We start from the raw sequence: 17,891 nt of genomic DNA on the forward strand, positions 1-17,891 counted from the left end.
TATAGGCACAATTATGATGACGCAAACAAATACACAGCCAGCGGCTGCGCCGTCGGCAAAATTTAAACTCAATCTGCGCGATGCCGGCACCTTAATCGGACTGCTCATTATCGTGGTGACATTTTCATTCCTGTCGCCGGTATTTTTTACCGTGCCAAACCTGCTGAATATTTTGCAGCAATCTTCCATCAATGCGCTGATTGCACTGGGAATGACGCTGGTGATTATTTCCGGCGGTATTGATCTATCAGTTGGGCCGACCGCCGCACTCTCTGCAGTATTGGGCGCCACCCTGATGGTGGCGGGTGTGCCGGTTCCGGTGGCGATTCTGGCCACGCTGGGTATCGGTGCATTATGTGGGGTGTTCAGCGGGATGCTGGTGGCCTATGCAGGACTGCAACCGTTTATCGTCACGCTGGGTGGGCTTTCGCTGTTCCGCGCCATTGCGCTGATTTATACCGGCGGGAATCCGGTGTTTGGCATTCCGATGGAGTTTCGCAGCCTAATTAACAGCGATCTATTCGGTATTCCAACCCCGATCATCATTGTTGCGGTAATTGCATTGGTGCTGTGGCTGGTAATGAATAAAACCCCGCTGGGCGAATATATTCTGGCGGTGGGCGGTAACGAGGAAGCGGCGCGCGTGGCCGGTGTACCGGTTAAACGCACCAAAGTGACGGTGTTCATTATCTCAGGCACCTTAGCGTCACTGGCATCGTTGATTCTGATTGGGCGATTAGGCGCAGCAGAACCCACTATCGGGAATTTGTGGGAGTTAGACGCGATTGCGGCAGCGGCGATTGGCGGTGCTTCACTGATGGGCGGCAAAGGCAGTATCGTCGGCACCATTATCGGCGCAATCATCCTCGGAGCATTACGTAATGGCTTGACTCTGCTGAATATTCAGGCCTTTTATCAATTGCTTGCCACTGGCCTAATCATTATCATAGCGATGTTGATTGACCGGGCGACAAGAGGCAGGTAATGAAGCAAGATCCGCGAGCCATTGGCGCTCAAATTCGTATGCGATTACCGCAGCTGACGCCGCTGGAGCGGCGTGTTGCCGAAGCCATCATCGCCAGAACCGACATCAGTGAACAGACTTCGCTGCAGGAAATTGCCGAAGAGAATAATGTCTCACAGGCGATGATTGTGAAAATTACCAAGAAGCTCAACTTCACTGGCTTCCGTCATTTTCGCACCGGACTGATTTATTATAATCAATCTGAAGTGGCTGGCTTGCATGCAGAAATTGAGCCGGAAGACTCGTCGGAACAATTACTGGCTAAAGTATTCAGAACCTCGATTCAGGCAATTGAAGAGTCATTATCAATTCTGGATATTTCTGAGTTTAATCGTGCTGCCGATATTTTATTTAAAGCACGCCATATCGATCTTTATGCGGTGGGCGGTTCAGCCACCGTGGCGCGGGATTTATCGCACAAGCTGCTGAAGATCGGGATCAAGTCCACGCCTTATGACGATGCGCATATTATGCTGATGTCTGCAGCGGTGTTATCCGACGATGACGTGGTGATCGCCATCAGTCATTCAGGGGCAACGCGGGCAGTAAACGATCCGATTAAACTGGCGGCACGAAATGGTGCAAAGATTATTGCTATTACCAATTATGCCGAGTCGCCAATTGCGCGCAATGCGCATGTGGTATTGACATCAACCTCTCAGGGATCGCATCTGCTTGGGGAAAATGCGGCGGCACGTATCGCGCAATTAAATATTCTCGATGCGCTGTTTGTGGCAATCGCCAAAAAAGATTTAAAGCTGGCGGAAAAGAATCTGATGAAAACCCAGCGTGCGGTTCAGGATCTGCGGGACTTTTAGTCATGAACAAAATTATTGTCGCTGGTAGCCTGCATTACGACATTATGCTGGCGGCCCACCATCGCCCGGAAAAGGGCGAAACCGTAATAGGCAGCGGCTGTAGCTATAAATTTGGTGGTAAAGGCGGCAACCAGGCGGTGGCGGCCGCACGTGCGGGTGGCGCGGTGCGTTTTATTGGCGCAGTGGGCGCCGATGCGCAGGGCGAATTTCTGCTTGCGGCGCTGCGAGATGCCGGCGTCAACACCGATGCGGTGGCGATTTTGCCGGATATGCCGTCAGGAATGAGTGTGGCGATCAGCGATGCGGAAGGCGATTACGGTGCCGTGGTGGTGTCCAACGCGAATCTGCATATCGATGTGACTACGCTACCTGACTCGCTGTGGCAGGATGCTGGCTTGCTGGTGTTGCAAAACGAAGTGCCCGCCAGCGTGAACCTGCAACTGGCGCAGCAGGCCCGGCAGAAAGGGATTGCGGTGTGTATTAACGCCGCACCGGCGCGCGAGTTTGAACCCGCGCTCGCCTCCTGCGTTGATCTGCTAATCGTGAACGCAGTGGAAGCACGCGATATGTGTCAGATCGAAGTCACTGATTTGGCCTCTGCGGAGCGAGCGGCACAAAAACTGGCGGAAGATTTCGCGCAGGTGATTGTCACAGCGGGCGAGCACGGTCTGGCGGTGTGCCAGTTGGGTGCACCGGTGCAGAGTTTGCCCGCGATTCCGGTGAAGCTGATCAGCACTCACGGCGCAGGTGACTGTTTTGTCGGGGTGCTGAGTCAGGCGCTGGTGTCCGGTTCCTCGCTGCCTGAGGCGGCGGAGAAAGCGAATCAGGCTGCCGCAGAGCACGTTTCTCGTCCTGCCATCGCTTAATACTCCACCTCACATTTCCGGCATTAAGATTCTCTTACTGCCGGAGATAAATTCGCTTAACTCCTTCTGTTTTATAAGAATTCCCTCTGCGTCAAATCCATTTTTTTAGTGGTGGTAATGTTTCCGTCATGTTATTAAATCTCCATGCCAATATGAATTTACCTGCCTGCTGGAGATAACAATGAAAAAGAGTTTGTCCTTCGCGTTACTGCTTTCACTGGGCGCTTTCAGCACCTTATCGTTTGCTGAGCAGACGTTGCGTTTTGGCGTTGATCCCACTTTTCCACCGTTTGAATCTAAGGCCAGTGATGGCTCACTTAAAGGATTTGATATCGATTTGGGCAACGCCATTTGTGCGCAGGCAAAAGTCAAATGCCAGTGGGTGCAGATCGGCTTTGATGGCAGTATTCCGGCACTGCAGGCTAAAAAGTTTGATGCGATTCTGTCGGCGATGTCGATGACGGAGAAACGCCGTGAGCAGGTGGATTTCAGCAACATGCTGTATATCACGCCGAGTGCGTTGCTGACGCCAAAAAGCAGCACCCTGACCGAAGATATCAGCACGCTGCGCGGTAAAAACATCGGCGTGGCGCAGGGCACCATTCAGGAAACCTACGCCAAAGCAAAATGGGCGGCACAGGGTGTCAATGTGGTTTCCTATCCGAACCAGATGGAGATCTATCCCGATCTGGTCGCGGGGCGACTGGATGGCACTCTGGCGAATGCGGTGTCTGCGGATCAGGGTTTCCTGAATACGCCGGAAGGCAAAGATTACGTCATCAAAGCCACGCTGGTGGATAAAGAGCTGCTGGGCAACGGTGTGGGAATTGGCCTGCGTAAGGGCGATACCGTGCATCTGAAACTGATCAATGATGCGCTGGCCGAACTGCACAACAATGGCACTTATGATCAGCTGGCGAAAAAATATTTCAAGTTCAAGGTCTATCCGTAAGCGCCTTTATTTACAGGAAACAGCATGTCAGATTTGCCGCATTATTCGTCCCAACGTGCCCGCTTTCTTGCGGCAGTCGAGCGCCAACACGGCGCTTTGACTTCATATCCGCATCCGCTGCCGGGCCCACAAGGTGAAACGCTTTATACCGATGTCGCCGTCATTGGCGATCCCGGTGCAAGCAAATTGATGATGATCATCTCGGGCACGCATGGGGTGGAGGGCTACTACGGATCGGACAGTCAGATTGAGTGGCTCAATCGCTTCAGTCTGACTGCTTTGCCCGATGACACCGCGATTGTGCTGCTGCACCTGTTGAATCCCTGGGGAGCAGCCCATTTGCGGCGCGTCAACGAAGACAACATCGATCTTAATCGCAACTTCATCGATTTCACTCAGCCTGCACCTGCCAACCCGGATTACCCGTCATGGCACGGGATTTACCACGGCGATCGGATTCAAGCTGATGGGCTATTAGCTGAAACCCTTAACGGCGCAGGTTGGCTGGCGGTGAAACGGGTAGTGGAGGCCGGGCAATACCAATTCGCTGACGGCTTCTTCTACGGTGGACAGCAACCGAGCTGGTCTTATCGCACCATGCAAACCATCATCGCCGACCATTTATCGCAGGCAAAAACCATCCTGAGCTTCGATCTGCATACGGGAGCCGGAGCATGGGGGCATCCAATGTTGCTCTCGATTGCTGAGCAGCAAGTCGCTGCGCATCAGTGGGGAAAATCACTGTATGGCGAGTGGTTAACGTTACTGTTTACCGGTGCAGGTCGTGACAGTGTCACCGGAGTGACCGCGACCGCAACGGGTTATCTGTCGCAGTTCCTGCTGGAATCACTGCCGCAGACGCATATTTTGCCACTGGTGGTGGAGTGCGGAACCTATCCCGGCGAAGAGATGCATCGTCGCGTGCGTGACGATCATTGGTTGCATCTGCAAGGTGAACCGGCCAGTGATTCAGGGCGCGCCTTAAAGCATGAGCTGGTGGAAGGTTTCTGGCCAGCAGACCGCGACTGGCGCGATCTGCTGGCTTTTCGGACCCAGCAGATATTTGTACGCGGCTGGCAAGGTTTGTTGAACGCCGATCACAACCGACCATAAAAAGTCATGCGCGCCGTTTCCGACAGAGCGATGCCAGGCTGTGTGTTGTACGCCAGCACTGCCAGCATGCGTGTGATGTCGCCTTCGGTTGGCGTCACACGATGCATTGAGTTGCGACCACGGAACAGCACTAAGTCACCCGCTTCAATCGCCAGCGCATCGACCGGCTGGCGCTGATCCAGCACCGCGGCAACGCCTTCGAAATTCATCTCTCCCGCATCGGCATCGCGCAAATCCTTCACATACTGGAATATGCCGCCGGCGCGGGGTTTCTGTACCAGCAGGGTGATGGCGAAGGAGGAGTTATCGAAGTGCCAGCCTAGCTCTTGACCATCAGGCGCGTAATGCAGATTGATGGAAGAGAGCGGATCGGCGTAAGGATAGAGCGCGGTTTCACCCAGCACGTCGCACAGGAAACTTTTAAACAGTTCGTCGTTGTACAGCTGGCGCAGCGGCGATTCGGCGGCAATCACATCGTCGGTAATACAGCCTTTGGTACTGATCACATCACGATTGCGCGGATGGTCAGCGTCATACGCCTCGTCTTTCTTCATCAGATAGACGTTATGCTTGCTGAGGGTGTGATAGGCCAGATGGCGCTGAGCGTTTCCTTCGGCAATGATGCTTTGCAGCGCGTCGTGTTGTAAAAACTGACGCAGGACCAGCGCGCCATGCTGGTTGAGCTGTTCACGGCATTCACGTCGCCAGTCGGCGTCGGCCAGTGGATGCAAATCGAAACGAATCAGAGCAGTCATAGCAGCAGTTCTCATTGTGACAGGTGTGTTATCACAGTAACTCACTGATATGTTAGTGCGTAACGATATAAATTTAATGCCCTGCTAAGGAAACTTTAATGCCCGCACAGTCACCGCGTTTACCGAAAATCAGCGTTATCCAGTCATTTAAAGTGGCGGCGGAATTGGGCAGTTTAGCAAAAGCCGCCGCGCAACTGGCGCTGACGCCTGCGGCGGTAAGTCAGCAGATCCGCCAGCTAGAGGAACAGTTGGGCAGCGCGCTGTTTGTGCGTACGCAGAGCGGGGTCATGCTGACCGAAACCGGTAAAGAGTATCTGCGCTATGTGACGGAAGCTTTTGACATTCTTCATCTCGGGCAGCAAAACCTGCGTCATGTGGCGACGATGCCCAAGCTAACGCTCTATTCACTGCCCGCGCTGGCTTCGAAGTGGTTGCTGCCCAATATTGCGCAGTGGCGCATTCACTGCCCTGATATTGATTTATCGCTGCACGGCACTCATGCGCAGGTGGATTTTAATGCCACCCCTGCTGACTTTGTGATCTGCTTTGGTGAGGATCGCTATCCTCAGCTTGATAAGCAGCGTCTGTTTTTGGATGAGGTGGTGCCCGTGGTGAGTCCCAGGCTGTTGCAGCAGTTTCCATTAGAAAACGTGTTGCAACAGGCTCCATTGATCCATCTTGATTGGGGCAACGAAGGGCGCTTTTTGCCCGACTGGCGCAGCTGGTATCAGGCGAAAGGGATGGCGGAACCTGCGCCTCAACCCGCGTTAAGCTTCAATCTCACCTCCCTGGCGATAGATGCTGCGGTGGCAGGGGCGGGTTTGCTGTTAGGGCAGAAAAGACTGATTGCCGCTGAGCTGGCGCGAGGGGATTTGGTTATGGTTGATGCGTTAAGCCTGCCATTAAGTAAACCCTATTTTCTTGCCTGGCCTCAGCGTTCGCGCAGCCAGCCGGGCAGCGAAGCGTTAATAAACTGGCTCGGACAACTAGCAATTTAACAAACTGTTAACTGACTCAGCGTTGCACACCGTGGATTGCACTATGCTTATCCGCTTTGTGCGACGGATCGTAGACAGGGAGTTCAGTCAGTGACTTTAGATATGCATTTCTGGCTTACCACGTTGGTCATAGCCATCACCATTTTGCTGTGGGCAAGTGCACGCCTGCCGGAATATCTCACCGCGCTGCTGTTTTTTGCCGCCGCCACGCTGCTGAACATCGCCCCGACCAGCACCATCTTCAGCGGATTTGCCTCTTCAGCCTTCTGGTTGGTATTGAGCGGTTTTGTGTTAGGCGCGGCAATCCGCAAAGTCGGGCTTGCGCAGCGCTGGGCTAACTATTTGGTGGTGCCACTCAGTCAGAGCTGGCCGCGCATGGTCGTTGGTACCCTGGTGCTGACCTATCTGTTGGCATTGGTGATGCCTTCCAATATGGGGCGCATCGCACTGTTAATGCCTGTTGTGCTGGCGCTGGGTGAACGGGCCGGAATTAAAGCCGGGAGCCGTGGCAGCATTGGTCTGGCGCTGGCGGTGGGTTTTGGCACTTTCCAGCTCTCCGCCAGCATCTTACCGGCTAACGTGCCCAATCTGGTGCTCAGCGGCGCTGCTGAAAACGCCTATCAGATCCATCTCCAGTGGCTGCCCTGGTGGCTGCTGCATATGCCGGTGGTGGGGATTGGCAAGGGGATGGTACTTGCAGCCGCTATTCTGTTTCTGTTCCGCGCGCAACCTCAGCCCGTGCGCCATCGCGATCAACTTGAGCCGCTCAGCCGCAGCGAATGGCGGTTGATGGGCCTGTTGGCTATCACTCTGTTGCTGTGGATGACCGATAGCCTGCACGGCTTGCCAGCTGCATGGATTGGTCTGGCGGCGGCCTGTATTTGTCTGCTGCCGCGCATCGGCTTTCTCTCAAGTGATGATTTCGCCAGCGGGGTTAATTTCCGCACCTGTATCTATATCGCCGGTATTCTCGGGGTGGCGACAGTGGTGGTGGATTCAGGACTTGGCCGACTGATTGCCAATTTGCTGCTCAGCGTGCTGCCTCTGCAGGATCACGCTTCGTTTGGTAATTTCGCGGTGCTTAACTCGCTGGTCTCGCTGCTCAACTTTGTGCTGACCGCCAACGGCGTGCCAGCGATGGTGACGCCGATCGCGCAAGAGCTGGCAACCGCATCCGGTTTTTCTCTGATGAGCGTCGTCATGATGCAGGTGTTTGCCTACGCGACGCCGCTGTTGCCTTATCAGGCTTCGCCAGTGGTGGTGGCGATGGGGCTGGGTAATGTGCCTGCCAAAGCGGGCCTGCAACTGTGCGTGCTGGTGTTTATCTTCAGCGTGCTGCTGCTGTTACCACTGGATTATCTCTGGTTCAGGCTGCTAGGCTATGCCTGACTTTCCCTCACTGCCTGAGCACGCCGTTATGTCAGCCAATAATGATTGGGTCGATTTTCGTCGCGATGACGAAACCGGTATCGAAAGCGTCAACGCGCATTTTCGCGGACACGCCTACGATCCGCACGATCACGACGAATTATTGGTGGGCGTGACGCAGCAAGGCTTACAGCGTTTTAATTGTCATCGTGCTTTGCACACCAGCACGCCGGGCCGCGCCATTTTGATTGAGCCGGGCGCGGTGCATGACGGCCACGCCCCTAACGATGAGGGTTTCACCTACACCATGCTATATCTGCCGCAGCGTTGGGTGGCAGAGATGATGCAGCGACGCGGTCTGGGCGATGTCTCCAACATCGAAGGTGCGTTTCGCCACACGTTAAATGATGATGCGCTGCTGGCCAGTGCCATCCAGCAGGCGTGGTTTTCAGTGCATCACAGTGAAGGGCGACTGGCGCGCGACCAAAGCCTCGATCATCTGATGACGATGCTTTCCCGCCATCTTGAAACCAAACCCAGTGCGCAATCAGGTGCAGCGATGCAGCATATGCAACTTTTACGCGACTATCTGCACGATTTTATGGCGCAGGATATAGGGCTGGATGAGCTGTCACGGCTGGCGGGCATCGATCGCTTTAAGCTGACGCGTCAGTTTAAGCAGGCGTTTGGTCAGTCACCGCATGCCTACCTGGTACGACTGAGGTTGCGCAGCGCACGTGTGCTGCTGGCGCAGGGCATTGAGCCGGTGCAGGTTGCCGCTCAGGTTGGTTTTGCCGATCAGAGCCATTTAGGGCGTTGGTTCCAACGCGCCTACCGCATGACACCGGCCTCCTATCAACGTCAGTGCACAAACGTTCTATATCCCACCCCCGCGACTCTTAGATGATGGTGTTTTAGACCTCATCGGAGAGTAGTTGAAGATGTTTGATACCAAAATCGCCCTGATTGTTCGTGATGATTTAGCCACCTGGCAGCGCCTGAATGTGGTGGCCTTTCTCGCCACCGGCATTGCTTCTGCCGCGCCTGACATGATGGGCGAACCCTATGTGGATGCGAAGGGCCGTCAATACGGCAATATGGCAGGCCAGCCGATGCTGGTGTTTGCGGGTGATGTCACGGGTTTACAACGGGCGCATCGCCAGGGTTTGGAACGGGAGTTGACGGTGATCCCGTATGTGGAAGCGATGTTCGCCACCGGACATGATGCCGCCAACCGCGAGGTATTCATGGCTGAAGATGCCGACAACCTGAACCTGGTCGGCATCGCGATTCGTGGGCCAAAGAAAGCAGTGGATAAGGCGATTAAAGGGCTTTCACTGCATGGGTGAAAGCGATCGCCACCTGTGGCGACCGCATTTATTTCTTTAGCGACTGCGCAGCTCGATGATTTCAGCCGCGCGCAACAACAAATCTTCCCGGCCACGTAGCGCCAGCAATTCGACGCCAATCGGCAACCCGTCGTCGCTCAGGCCAGCGGGAATAGAGATAGCTGGCGCGCCAGTCACTGCGGAAACCAGCGCATTGCTGCCTTCCTGCATCTCGCCGTGTTTGACTGGCGCACGGCGCACCACCGGGTAGGCCAGCAGGTTAATGTTGTGCTGGTCGAACATCGCCACCAACTGCTGGTAAAGATCATGTTGGCGCTGCTGCACCCGTGCATAACCTTCGCTGGCCGTGCCAGGATGTACCGCGCGGGTCTTTAACACGGTTTCGAGCTGAGGATGATACAGCCCGGATGCAGCGATATCCGGCAAGGTATGGAACTGCGCCTGCGGCTTATCGGCTAAATACTTCGCCAGCGCTTCAGCAAATTCATAGCCGATGATATTGGCATCAGCCGCTAACGTCTCTAATTCTGGCCAACTCAGCGTGGCAGGCGCGAACCCAGCCACGGCAGCCTGCACCGCCTGATTAATCTCATCTTCATCAGCGGCAAATCCCTCATGCCAGATGCCGACCCGTAATGCTTCTCCCTCCGTAGCAAACGTCTTGCCGCTGAGCACTTCGCTGGCGATGCGCAGGTCGGCCGCGCTGCGTGTCAGCGGGCCGGGGATATCCTGCGTCGGCGACAGCGGCACGATGCCCGATGTGCTAAGTGCACCTCGCGTCATGCGTAAGCCAAACAGGCCATTAAACGCGGCAGGTATACGCACCGAACCTGCTGTGTCGCTGCCAATGGCGAGCGGCACATAACCGGCGGCAACGGCAACTGCAGAGCCGCTGCTCGATCCGCCCGGTGAACGTCCTTGCAGCCAGGCATTGTGAGTAAAGCCGCTCAGCGATGAGGCGCCAGTAATGCCCGCAGCCAGTTCATGCATCGCAGTTTTGCCGATCAAAATCGCGCCTTGATTGCGCAGTGTGGTGACCAGCGGAGCATCGTTATCAGCGATGACGTCGCGCAACATCACCGAACCAGCGCTGGTGGGCCAGCCGCGCACTTCAATATTGTCTTTAATCAGCACCGGTACGCCTTCCAGCGGACCCCACGCCTCACCGCGTTGGCGGCGTTTATCACTCCGTTCTGCTGCTGCACGCGCCTCATCAGCAAACAGCCAGGTGATGGCGTTGTAGCGCGGCTGGTCTGCCTCGCTTATGCGTTGCAGTGCATAGTCGGTCAGCTCGCGTGCAGTGACGTCACCGCATTGCAGTGCCTGGTTTAAGTCGCTGAGCGACGCGGTGAGATAGTCAGCGTATTGCATCCGGTCAATCCTCGATTGGACTCCATTGCCCATCAGGCGTAACACGGCCCAAAGAGCTGCTGTGGAAATGGGAACTGAACCAGATTGCCTGATGTTGCTGGCACCAGTCTATAACGCGTTGACGTGCAGCCATCGCGAGCGGAAGGTCTTCACAGAACAGCGAGTTCCAATGCGGGTGTTGAAATTGCACCGGATGGTGCATCACATCACCCGGGAAAATCGCATACTCGCCCTGGCTTTCCAGCACAATCGATGCGTGATCGATGCTGTGACCCGGTGTGGCAATGTAGCGCAGCACTCCGGCGAACAGCGGGGAATCCTGCACATTGATGGTCTGCAGCTGGTCGCGTTCGATCAGCGGCAGAATACTGTCGCGATACAGTTCCTGACTGGCGGGATCGTCCTGACAGTGCTGCAATTCCACCGCCGAGCAGACATAACGCGCGTTGGGGAACAGGGGTTGCCACTTACCTTCCACCCAGTGCGTATTCCAGCCAACATGATCGGTATGGATATGCGTCATCAATACCAATGTCACTTCAGCAGGATCAACGCCCGCCCGAGCCAGATTCTCGACATAAGGCGTATTCAGTTGATGGAATAACGGTTTGTTATCCCGATTGCGCCCATTGCCGGATGCGGTATCAATCAGAATAGTGTGATCAGCGGTACGCACCACCCAGCTGTGTATCGACACTTCAGCCGGCTGTTCGGCAAAGGCGTCACTCATCTCAGTACGATGTGCCTTAAACAACGCCCCAAATGGAAAAGCGGCGCGCTGCTCAGTGATTTTTTCAACCCGGCATTCTCCTATCTGAATGTTCATGCTGTGCTCCACTTGATAGAGGACGCGTTTAACAGCGCCCGTGACAGTAAGTTGAAAGTCACTATACTGAGGCGGAAAACATTATTTAAATCGATTAAAATCATGAACAACATCAATGAAAATGATTTCTCTCGTATCGACCTCAATCTGCTGGTGGTGTTGATGGTGATGTACGAGGTACGCAGCGTCACGCAGGCCGCCAATCGCCTTTACCTCGGCCAGCCAGCGGTGAGTGCCGCTTTGAAAAGGTTGCGTGAAATGTTCGATGATGCGCTGTTTATCCGCACGTCATACGGCATGACACCGACGCCGCGTGCCGAACAATTAGTTCAGCAGTTCGCACCGCTGATGCAGGGGCTGCATCGGGTGATCTTCACGCCCGATGCATTCGATCCACAGCGTGATAACCGCCGTTTTCGCATTGGCATCAGCGATTGGCTGGAACAGTGGTTGATGCCTGATTTGTTAGCGGAACTTGCCACTGCCGCGCCCGGTGTGGATATTCATGTCGTCGCTGCCGATCCCTGGCAGGCGATTCCGTTAATGGAGCAGCAGCAGGCGGATGTGGTGATCACCGTTGGGAATGAAGTTAGTCGTGACTTAACCCGCGAGAAAATCGGCCCGGCGGGTTTTCGCACTGTGTGGAGCCGCCAGCAAATTGCAATGGAACGCCTTACTCTAGCTCAGTTTGTCGGTCATCAGCATGCGCTGGTGTCTTATCGCGGCGCCAGCGAAAGTGCCCTTGACCATGCTCTGCAGCGCCTGGGGAAATCCAGACGTGTACGCTATGTCACGCCGCACTTTTCCAGCTTACCGCTGCTGCTGCAGCAGATGCCGCTGTTCGCCACTGTACCGCAGGGGCTGGCTCCCGCGTGGTGCCAACGCTATGGCTTAAATGCTGCGCCCGTGCCGGTTGAAATGCCGGATTATGAACTGTCTTTGTTGTGGCACAACGCGCAGCAAGACGATCCGGCAAACCGCTGGCTGCGCGAGACATTGCGACAACTGCTGCTGCGAAAAATTTAATGCGGCGTTTAGGCCGCTCGTGCGTTGGCAGCGATTCACAGGAGGACGGCCAACAGAAAACATCACCAGGGCACGACGCGACCCAGATAATCGAGATAATGCAGCCCGCTGCGGCCCGCATACGCCTCCATCGTGTTGAGCAGATTGGGGATGCTTTCATCGATGGTCAGGCGAGCTTCCGGCCCGCCCATATCGGTTTGCACCCAACCCGGCGCCATCAACAGCAGTGTGCGCGCATCCTGATGACGGGCGGCAAAGCTGCGCATAAACATGTTCAAGGCTGCTTTGCTACCGCGATACACCTCGTAGTTGCCATTGGTGTTGTTGGTCAGACTGCCCTGACCGGAGGACATCACGGCAATCGTGCCGCTGGGGCTGACCCGATCTTTGAATGTCTCGATCACGCGTAATGGGCTGAGCGCGTTGGTCACCATCACACGGGTGAACTCCTCGGTCGAAACGTCGGCTATCGTTTCCCGATCGTCATTTTTCACCCCGGCATTGACGAACAGCATGTCAAACTCCGTGCCCGCCAGGCGTTGATGCAGAGCGCGAACCTGCTCGGGGTCCGTAATATCCACCGTTTCTACCGTCAGCTGTTGCGGATAGCACGCAGCCAGCTGCGCCAGTTTATCGGTAGAATGGGCTCGCCCGGTGGCCACAACCTGATAGCCTCGCTGTAGCATGGTTTCTGCCAGTGCGAATCCCAACCCGCGTGACGCGCCAATCAATAATGTTTTCATCCTGTGTTCCTCAGTTGAGTTCTTAAGAAAAGTCTAGCGCGGAGTGAGGGGAGGCGGAACACGCAGCCTATGCAGTGGTAACATGCACCAAACGCCTTGTTATGTCACCCGACATCCAGCAGGATAATGACCATGAACACCACCGATCTGAATTTACTCACGGCGCTTGATGCGCTGCTCACTACCGGCAGCGTGGTGGGTGCCGCTCGCAAACTCAACCTGAGCGAATCGGCGATGAGCCGCACGCTGGGCCGTCTGCGAAATGTGACTGGCGATGCGTTATTGGTGCGGGCTGGTCGGCAGATGGTGCTAACCCCCTATGCTGAAGCGATACGCGAACGGACTCACCGCACGCTGCAAGAAGCGCACGCGGTGCTCAGCCCGGATGCTGAAATCCTCGATTTGGCCGAGTTGGATCGCTGTTTTAGGCTGCGCACCAATGAAGGTTTTATCGAAGCGTTTGGCAGTGCGTTGATTGCTGCTGTGACCGCGCAGGCACCGAAGGTCGAGTTGGTCTTCGTGGCAAAACCGGATAAAAGTGACCGCGAACTGCGTGAAGGCAGTATTGATTTAGAGATTGGCGTGCTCGGCAATATGGGGCCAGAAATCCGCTTGCAAGCGCTGTTTCGTGACCGTTTTGTCGGCGTGGTGCGCGCGGGCCATCCATTGACACAGCAGATGGACATCACCCAATTGGCCCGATTTGGCCATATTGTGGCGTCTCGTCGCGCAGAACGGGGTGGACCGATCCATGACGCCATCGAGCAAGCCGGATTGCAGCGCAAGGTTGTTGCTGTTGTGCCGGCTTTCTCTGCCGCTGTGGCGCTGGTGGTCGATTCGGATTGGGTGGCGCTGGTGCCACGTTCGCTGGTTGCACATCACCCTTTGATCGCTAACAGTCAGGCGTTAGCGATGGTTGAGTTGCCCTTTGCGACGCCGGAAATGACCGTGTCACAAATGTGGCATCCTCGACTGGAGAATGATGCCGCGCATCGCTGGTTGCGCGGCGTGGTGAAACAAATTTGCGCTATGGCGCGTAATTGATCGGCGTAATGGCGGTAGGATCAAGTTGCTGACCGAATTTTGCTAACGTGGATGCCATTGGACACAGCGTACCCACCTCGGTGACCCGACAGTCAGGGGTTCGCCACTCTTCACGCAACAGCGGATGCGCTTGATCGACAGACTGCAGATGACGAAGGTCATCGAGGCTTTGTGCCTGGAAGTAAACATGCAGCCATCGCTCGCCACTCTGCTTATCGCGCCAGCGTTCAAACACCAGGCTACTGCCGGGCGGAATATTCCCGCGTGTGTAGCCCGGCAAAGTCCAGGTGAAGCCCATCAACGTGCGCACCATCGCGATGTTAGTGTCATGTGCGACAAACAGCAGCCAGCGTGCATCCGGCACGGCATCTGAAACGGGGCTGACACCCTGTTCAACACCCTGAATCATTTCATTCAGCAGAATGGAGCCACGCTTTTTCGCCGTATACAGCACGTCGTTACTGAGGTCGTAATTAGCGGTTAACAGCGGTAATACAGCGGTTATCTGTGTAGAGTGGGTGATATTGCCCCAGGCCAGTTGATCTGCCGGCAGGTTCTCACTCCAGCTCAGACGCAACGTCTCCACCATGCTGGCAAGAACACTCAATCCCTGCACATAGGTCTTGCCGCTGTTGCTCTGCTTGATCTGCCACGGTTTGTCAAAGACCGAGCAATCGCTGCCTGGCTGACAGACAGCACTTTTTAATGCCTGAACGGCAGGTTGTAGCGCCTGCTGACGTGCGACCAGATTCCCCGTCGTAGCGGTCACGGCGGCAAGTTGTTGTGCGGGATCGGTATCGGTAGCCGGAAACGCTTCGGTCTGGAACAGGGGATCATCCTCACCCGCCACGTGATGCACCGTAACGCCACAGCCTGGAAATGCACCATCCACCAGCGCCTGGGCAGTGGCGCGGGTGCGTTGCAACGGGCTGGCGCGAACATACACCTCTTGTGCCTGTGGGCAGCCTGACGTCAATAAACCCAACTGACGATAATGATCGCCTTCCCAGCGCCCCTTGTTCACCACGGCAGCGTAGCCATGCCCGGTCAACTCGCCATCGTGTGTGGTCCAGATGGTCCACGGGCGCTGGGTCGCCGCTTCAATCTCTTTGCGGTTGCCGGGCGTGGGCGGGCGAATACCATGTCGGCTTAGTTCCACGACCTTTTCCAGCTGATACTGCGCTTCAGCGTGTGCCGGTAGGGCGCTAAACCAGGACGCACCGGCTATCAACAGGCTGGCGGCAAAGTGATTTCTACGAAGGTTCATCGTGATCCTTATACGAAATAGGGCGTTTATGCAGAACCGGGTGGGATAAAACGCTGTGTTTAGGCACCGCGCACGGATCCGCGCCACACCACATCGGCCTGGTACAGCAAGCTGTCATGCTGTTGCTCGGTTTGCGGGGTAAAGCCGGTTTCATCGGCTTCGGTTTGCATCAGCCAGTTCACGGCATCACGCGCAAACAGCTCAACCGGTTGGGCAAAGGTGGTGAGGTTATAGGAAGACCAGCCTGCTTGCGCGATATTGTCATAGCCGATCAGACACAAGTCCTCGGGCACGCGCAGGGCAAAGCGGTGGCGCGCTTCATCCATAAATCCGCAAGCAACCAGGTCGGTCACGCAAAACACGGCGTCGGGTCGTTGATGTTGAGTCAGCAATCGGTGGGCCAGAATCTGCCCACTTTCATAAGAGGTGGAGCCAAAGCGCTCAACGGTAACCGTCATCCCAACGCGCTGCGCTTCGGCAACGAACGCCGCTTCTCGTTTCATCAGACTGGGTGTGCCCGCCAGGGAGTTAGCAAAGGCGAGGTGTTGACAGCCGGCGCGCTGAAACGCCATCACCGCTGTGGCAGCGGCTCGCTGTGCATCCAGATTGATGCTGAGTGAACCGGGTAGTGCTTCATCGCGGTTAATCAAAATGATGCGCTGACCATGCTGATAACACTGACGCGTGATGGTGCGATCCGGCATACCGGAAAGGATGATCGAGGCGTCCGCACGGAAGTTAATCGCCTGCTGTAACGCGGCTGACACGCTGTTATCGGAACGATCCGTATTGATCAGCATGGCAATTTTTCCCGCTTCCTGCAGAAACTGGGTCAGCCAGCGCACCAGGCTGGCGCGATAGGGTGTGGCGATCTCCGAGACTATCAAGCACACAATTCCACTGCGATTACGCACCAGGCCGCGCGCCAGATGGTTGACGTGATAGCCGAGTTCTTGCGCGGCTTTCATCACGCGGATTCGCATGGCAGAGGACACGCTGGCACCCGGTGTAAACACGCGTGATACCGCTGAGCGTGATACGCCAGCGCGTTCTGCCACATCCTGCGCACTGACCACGGTTTTCTCACTCTGCATGCTCAACTCCTGTGCAAACATCGGTTGAAAAAGAGTCTGCCTCAAATTGCAAAGCTGTGCAAACCGTTCAGGATCTAATTTGTTGCATTTTTGTGACACAACCTATCAATTGCATCGCAAGCCATTTGACAGCTGTTTTTTTGTTCATTACTACTTTGCACAGATGTGCAAAAAAAGGTGCCAGTGAAGCACCACCCTACAATCAAAGGAGAACACCATGCGAGCCACCTCAATCGCCGTCGCACTATCCCTCTCTTGTACTGCACTGCCTTTCGCTGCCTCTGCGGCAGGCAACCTCAACATGGTTTGTTCCGCTGACGTGGTGGTGTGTGAACACATGACACGTATCTTCAGCCAGAGCCATCCAGATATCAAAGTCAGTATGGTGCGTTTGTCGGCGGGGGAAGCGTATGCGCGTTTACGCAGTGAAGCGCGTAATCCGCGTACCGATATCTGGTGGGCCGGTACCGGCGATCCGCATATGCAGGCGGCCGATGAGGGGTTAACGCAAGTGTACAAATCTCCACTGCTTGACCAGCAGCAGGATTGGGCACAAAAACAGGCTGAAAACTCGGGCTATCGCACGGTGGGAATTTACGCGGGTGCACTGGGTTGGGGCTATAACACCAAACTGTTAGCCGATAAAAAACTGTAAGAACCCACTTGCTGGAAAGATCTGCTGGATCCCGGCTTTAAGGGGGAAATTCAAATCGCTAACCCTAACTCCTCCGGTACCGCCTACAACACACTGGCCACCCTGGTGCAAATCATGGGGGAAGATCAGGCCTTCGACTACCTGAAAAAACTTAATGCCAACATTTCGCAATACACCAAGTCTGGCTCTGCACCGGTGAAAGCCGCGGCGCGAGGTGAAACCACGGTCGGTATCGTGTTCATGCATGATGCCGTTGCAATGCAAGTGGATGGCTTCCCGATCAAAACCGTGGCGCCCTGTGAAGGCACAGGCTATGAAATCGGCTCAATGTCGATTGTGAAAGGGGCGCGCAACCTGGCGAATGCCAAAGTCTGGTACGACTGGGCGCTTAGCGCAGAGGCGCAGTCGCATATGAAGGAAGCGAAATCCTTCCAGCTGCCGTCAAATCGTAACGCAGAAATCTCGGAATACGCCCCACGCTTCGAAAACATCAAGCTGATCGATTACGACTTCAAAACTTATGGCGACTCCGCTAAACGCAAAGCGCTGCTCAGCCGCTGGGATAAAGAGATTGGTGCCAGCGCACAGTGATGGCCTGACTGCGTGAACCCGCGCCACATCC

Annotated in this window: 17 protein-coding genes and 1 pseudogene; 12 read left to right on the plus strand and 6 right to left on the minus strand. The window is 55.4% G+C overall.

The features are described 5' to 3' along the window. Positions 1 to 13 precede the first annotated feature (13 nt). From AC1MDE_RS22285 to AC1MDE_RS22305, 5 genes are all read left to right on the plus strand, one after another. On the plus strand, positions 14 to 985 hold the full coding sequence (locus tag AC1MDE_RS22285) for an ABC transporter permease (protein WP_160867125.1): 972 nt from the start codon (positions 14 to 16) through the stop codon (positions 983 to 985). Further along, complete coding sequence (locus AC1MDE_RS22290) at positions 985 to 1,842, plus strand: MurR/RpiR family transcriptional regulator (protein ID WP_058960291.1); 858 nt, start codon at positions 985 to 987, stop codon at positions 1,840 to 1,842. The genes AC1MDE_RS22285 and AC1MDE_RS22290 overlap by 1 nt, the downstream gene beginning before the upstream one ends. Positions 1,843 to 1,844: 2 nt before the next feature. Beyond that, on the plus strand, positions 1,845 to 2,708 hold the full coding sequence (locus AC1MDE_RS22295; protein ID WP_058960290.1) for a PfkB family carbohydrate kinase: 864 nt from the start codon (positions 1,845 to 1,847) through the stop codon (positions 2,706 to 2,708). Between the two features lie 181 nt (positions 2,709 to 2,889). Next, positions 2,890 to 3,660 (plus strand): transporter substrate-binding domain-containing protein, encoded by a 771-nt coding sequence (locus AC1MDE_RS22300; protein ID WP_058960289.1) that lies wholly within the window; start codon positions 2,890 to 2,892, stop codon positions 3,658 to 3,660. A 24-nt stretch (positions 3,661 to 3,684) separates the two neighbouring features. Further along, positions 3,685 to 4,773, plus strand: a complete 1,089-nt coding sequence (locus AC1MDE_RS22305) for a DUF2817 domain-containing protein (RefSeq protein ID WP_480345086.1) — start codon at positions 3,685 to 3,687, stop codon at positions 4,771 to 4,773. On the opposite strand, the gene AC1MDE_RS22310 is transcribed toward AC1MDE_RS22305, so the two are convergent. Beyond that, positions 4,758 to 5,528, minus strand: a complete 771-nt coding sequence (locus tag AC1MDE_RS22310) for a HalD/BesD family halogenase (RefSeq protein ID WP_480345087.1) — start codon at positions 5,526 to 5,528, stop codon at positions 4,758 to 4,760. The genes AC1MDE_RS22305 and AC1MDE_RS22310 overlap by 16 nt on opposite strands. Before the next feature lie 98 nt (positions 5,529 to 5,626). On the opposite strand from AC1MDE_RS22310, the gene AC1MDE_RS22315 reads away from it, so the two are divergent. From AC1MDE_RS22315 to AC1MDE_RS22330, 4 genes are all read left to right on the plus strand, one after another. Continuing rightward, on the plus strand, positions 5,627 to 6,526 hold the full coding sequence (locus AC1MDE_RS22315) for a LysR substrate-binding domain-containing protein (protein ID WP_480345088.1): 900 nt from the start codon (positions 5,627 to 5,629) through the stop codon (positions 6,524 to 6,526). 102 nt (positions 6,527 to 6,628) lie between these two features. Then, positions 6,629 to 7,915, plus strand: coding sequence for an SLC13 family permease (locus AC1MDE_RS22320; protein WP_480345106.1), 1,287 nt, complete (start codon positions 6,629 to 6,631; stop codon positions 7,913 to 7,915). A gap of 28 nt (positions 7,916 to 7,943) precedes the next feature. Further along, positions 7,944 to 8,801 (plus strand): AraC family transcriptional regulator, encoded by an 858-nt coding sequence (locus tag AC1MDE_RS22325; RefSeq protein WP_058960339.1) that lies wholly within the window; start codon positions 7,944 to 7,946, stop codon positions 8,799 to 8,801. Positions 8,802 to 8,835: 34 nt separating this feature from the next. Further along, positions 8,836 to 9,243 carry a DUF2000 family protein gene (locus tag AC1MDE_RS22330; RefSeq protein WP_045833270.1) on the plus strand — a complete coding sequence of 136 codons (408 nt, stop codon included), beginning with the start codon at positions 8,836 to 8,838 and terminating at the stop codon, positions 9,241 to 9,243. 36 nt (positions 9,244 to 9,279) lie between these two features. Here AC1MDE_RS22330 and AC1MDE_RS22335 read toward each other — a convergent pair whose 3' ends face one another. Both AC1MDE_RS22335 and AC1MDE_RS22340 read right to left on the minus strand, forming a co-directional pair. Further along, on the minus strand, positions 9,280 to 10,614 hold the full coding sequence (locus AC1MDE_RS22335; RefSeq protein WP_480345089.1) for an amidase: 1,335 nt from the start codon (positions 10,612 to 10,614) through the stop codon (positions 9,280 to 9,282). 4 nt (positions 10,615 to 10,618) lie between these two features. After that, positions 10,619 to 11,440, minus strand: a complete 822-nt coding sequence (locus tag AC1MDE_RS22340; RefSeq protein WP_479400253.1) for an MBL fold metallo-hydrolase — start codon at positions 11,438 to 11,440, stop codon at positions 10,619 to 10,621. Between the two features lie 102 nt (positions 11,441 to 11,542). On the opposite strand from AC1MDE_RS22340, the gene AC1MDE_RS22345 reads away from it, so the two are divergent. Next, positions 11,543 to 12,466, plus strand: coding sequence for a LysR family transcriptional regulator (locus AC1MDE_RS22345; RefSeq protein ID WP_480345090.1), 924 nt, complete (start codon positions 11,543 to 11,545; stop codon positions 12,464 to 12,466). A 62-nt stretch (positions 12,467 to 12,528) separates the two neighbouring features. On the opposite strand, the gene AC1MDE_RS22350 is transcribed toward AC1MDE_RS22345, so the two are convergent. Then, the gene (locus AC1MDE_RS22350; protein ID WP_058960281.1) at positions 12,529 to 13,209 is read right to left on the minus strand and encodes an SDR family NAD(P)-dependent oxidoreductase; all 681 of its coding nucleotides are present in this window, start codon (positions 13,207 to 13,209) and stop codon (positions 12,529 to 12,531) included. A 132-nt stretch (positions 13,210 to 13,341) separates the two neighbouring features. Between AC1MDE_RS22350 and AC1MDE_RS22355 the strand changes: the two genes are divergently transcribed. After that, positions 13,342 to 14,253, plus strand: coding sequence for a LysR family transcriptional regulator (locus AC1MDE_RS22355; RefSeq protein WP_058960280.1), 912 nt, complete (start codon positions 13,342 to 13,344; stop codon positions 14,251 to 14,253). Here the strand turns inward: AC1MDE_RS22355 and AC1MDE_RS22360 are convergent. After that, a complete protein-coding gene (locus AC1MDE_RS22360) occupies positions 14,237 to 15,520 on the minus strand; it encodes a histidine-type phosphatase (RefSeq protein ID WP_479403210.1) in 1,284 nt (427 codons plus the stop codon). The two genes, AC1MDE_RS22355 and AC1MDE_RS22360, sit on opposite strands and share 17 nt — an antisense overlap. Positions 15,521 to 15,579: 59 nt before the next feature. After that, positions 15,580 to 16,614 carry a LacI family DNA-binding transcriptional regulator gene (locus AC1MDE_RS22365; RefSeq protein ID WP_058960278.1) on the minus strand — a complete coding sequence of 345 codons (1,035 nt, stop codon included), beginning with the start codon at positions 16,612 to 16,614 and terminating at the stop codon, positions 15,580 to 15,582. 217 nt (positions 16,615 to 16,831) lie between these two features. Between AC1MDE_RS22365 and AC1MDE_RS22370 the strand changes: the two are divergent. Next, positions 16,832 to 17,860: pseudogene (locus AC1MDE_RS22370) on the plus strand (ABC transporter substrate-binding protein). Positions 17,861 to 17,891: the final 31 nt, after the last annotated feature.

Source organism: Pantoea folii (assembly GCF_056678875.1).

Bases quoted from the DNA above. Each gene is read 5' to 3' on its own strand.
- AC1MDE_RS22285 (WP_160867125.1), top strand. From the start codon at position 14: ATGATGACGCAAACAAATACACAGCCAGCGGCTGCGCCGTCGGCAAAA.
- AC1MDE_RS22290 (WP_058960291.1), top strand. From the start codon at position 985: ATGAAGCAAGATCCGCGAGCCATTGGCGCTCAAATTCGTATGCGATTA.
- AC1MDE_RS22295 (WP_058960290.1), top strand. From the start codon at position 1,845: ATGAACAAAATTATTGTCGCTGGTAGCCTGCATTACGACATTATGCTG.
- AC1MDE_RS22305 (WP_480345086.1), top strand. From the start codon at position 3,685: ATGTCAGATTTGCCGCATTATTCGTCCCAACGTGCCCGCTTTCTTGCG.
- AC1MDE_RS22335 (WP_480345089.1), bottom strand. From the start codon at position 10,614: ATGCAATACGCTGACTATCTCACCGCGTCGCTCAGCGACTTAAACCAG.
- AC1MDE_RS22315 (WP_480345088.1), top strand. From the start codon at position 5,627: ATGCCCGCACAGTCACCGCGTTTACCGAAAATCAGCGTTATCCAGTCA.
- AC1MDE_RS22360 (WP_479403210.1), bottom strand. From the start codon at position 15,520: ATGAACCTTCGTAGAAATCACTTTGCCGCCAGCCTGTTGATAGCCGGT.
- AC1MDE_RS22340 (WP_479400253.1), bottom strand. From the start codon at position 11,440: ATGAACATTCAGATAGGAGAATGCCGGGTTGAAAAAATCACTGAGCAG.
- AC1MDE_RS22355 (WP_058960280.1), top strand. From the start codon at position 13,342: ATGAACACCACCGATCTGAATTTACTCACGGCGCTTGATGCGCTGCTC.
- AC1MDE_RS22345 (WP_480345090.1), top strand. From the start codon at position 11,543: ATGAACAACATCAATGAAAATGATTTCTCTCGTATCGACCTCAATCTG.
- AC1MDE_RS22300 (WP_058960289.1), top strand. From the start codon at position 2,890: ATGAAAAAGAGTTTGTCCTTCGCGTTACTGCTTTCACTGGGCGCTTTC.
- AC1MDE_RS22350 (WP_058960281.1), bottom strand. From the start codon at position 13,209: ATGAAAACATTATTGATTGGCGCGTCACGCGGGTTGGGATTCGCACTG.
- AC1MDE_RS22330 (WP_045833270.1), top strand. From the start codon at position 8,836: ATGTTTGATACCAAAATCGCCCTGATTGTTCGTGATGATTTAGCCACC.
- AC1MDE_RS22325 (WP_058960339.1), top strand. From the start codon at position 7,944: ATGTCAGCCAATAATGATTGGGTCGATTTTCGTCGCGATGACGAAACC.
- AC1MDE_RS22320 (WP_480345106.1), top strand. From the start codon at position 6,629: ATGCATTTCTGGCTTACCACGTTGGTCATAGCCATCACCATTTTGCTG.
- AC1MDE_RS22365 (WP_058960278.1), bottom strand. From the start codon at position 16,614: ATGCAGAGTGAGAAAACCGTGGTCAGTGCGCAGGATGTGGCAGAACGC.
- AC1MDE_RS22310 (WP_480345087.1), bottom strand. From the start codon at position 5,528: ATGACTGCTCTGATTCGTTTCGATTTGCATCCACTGGCCGACGCCGAC.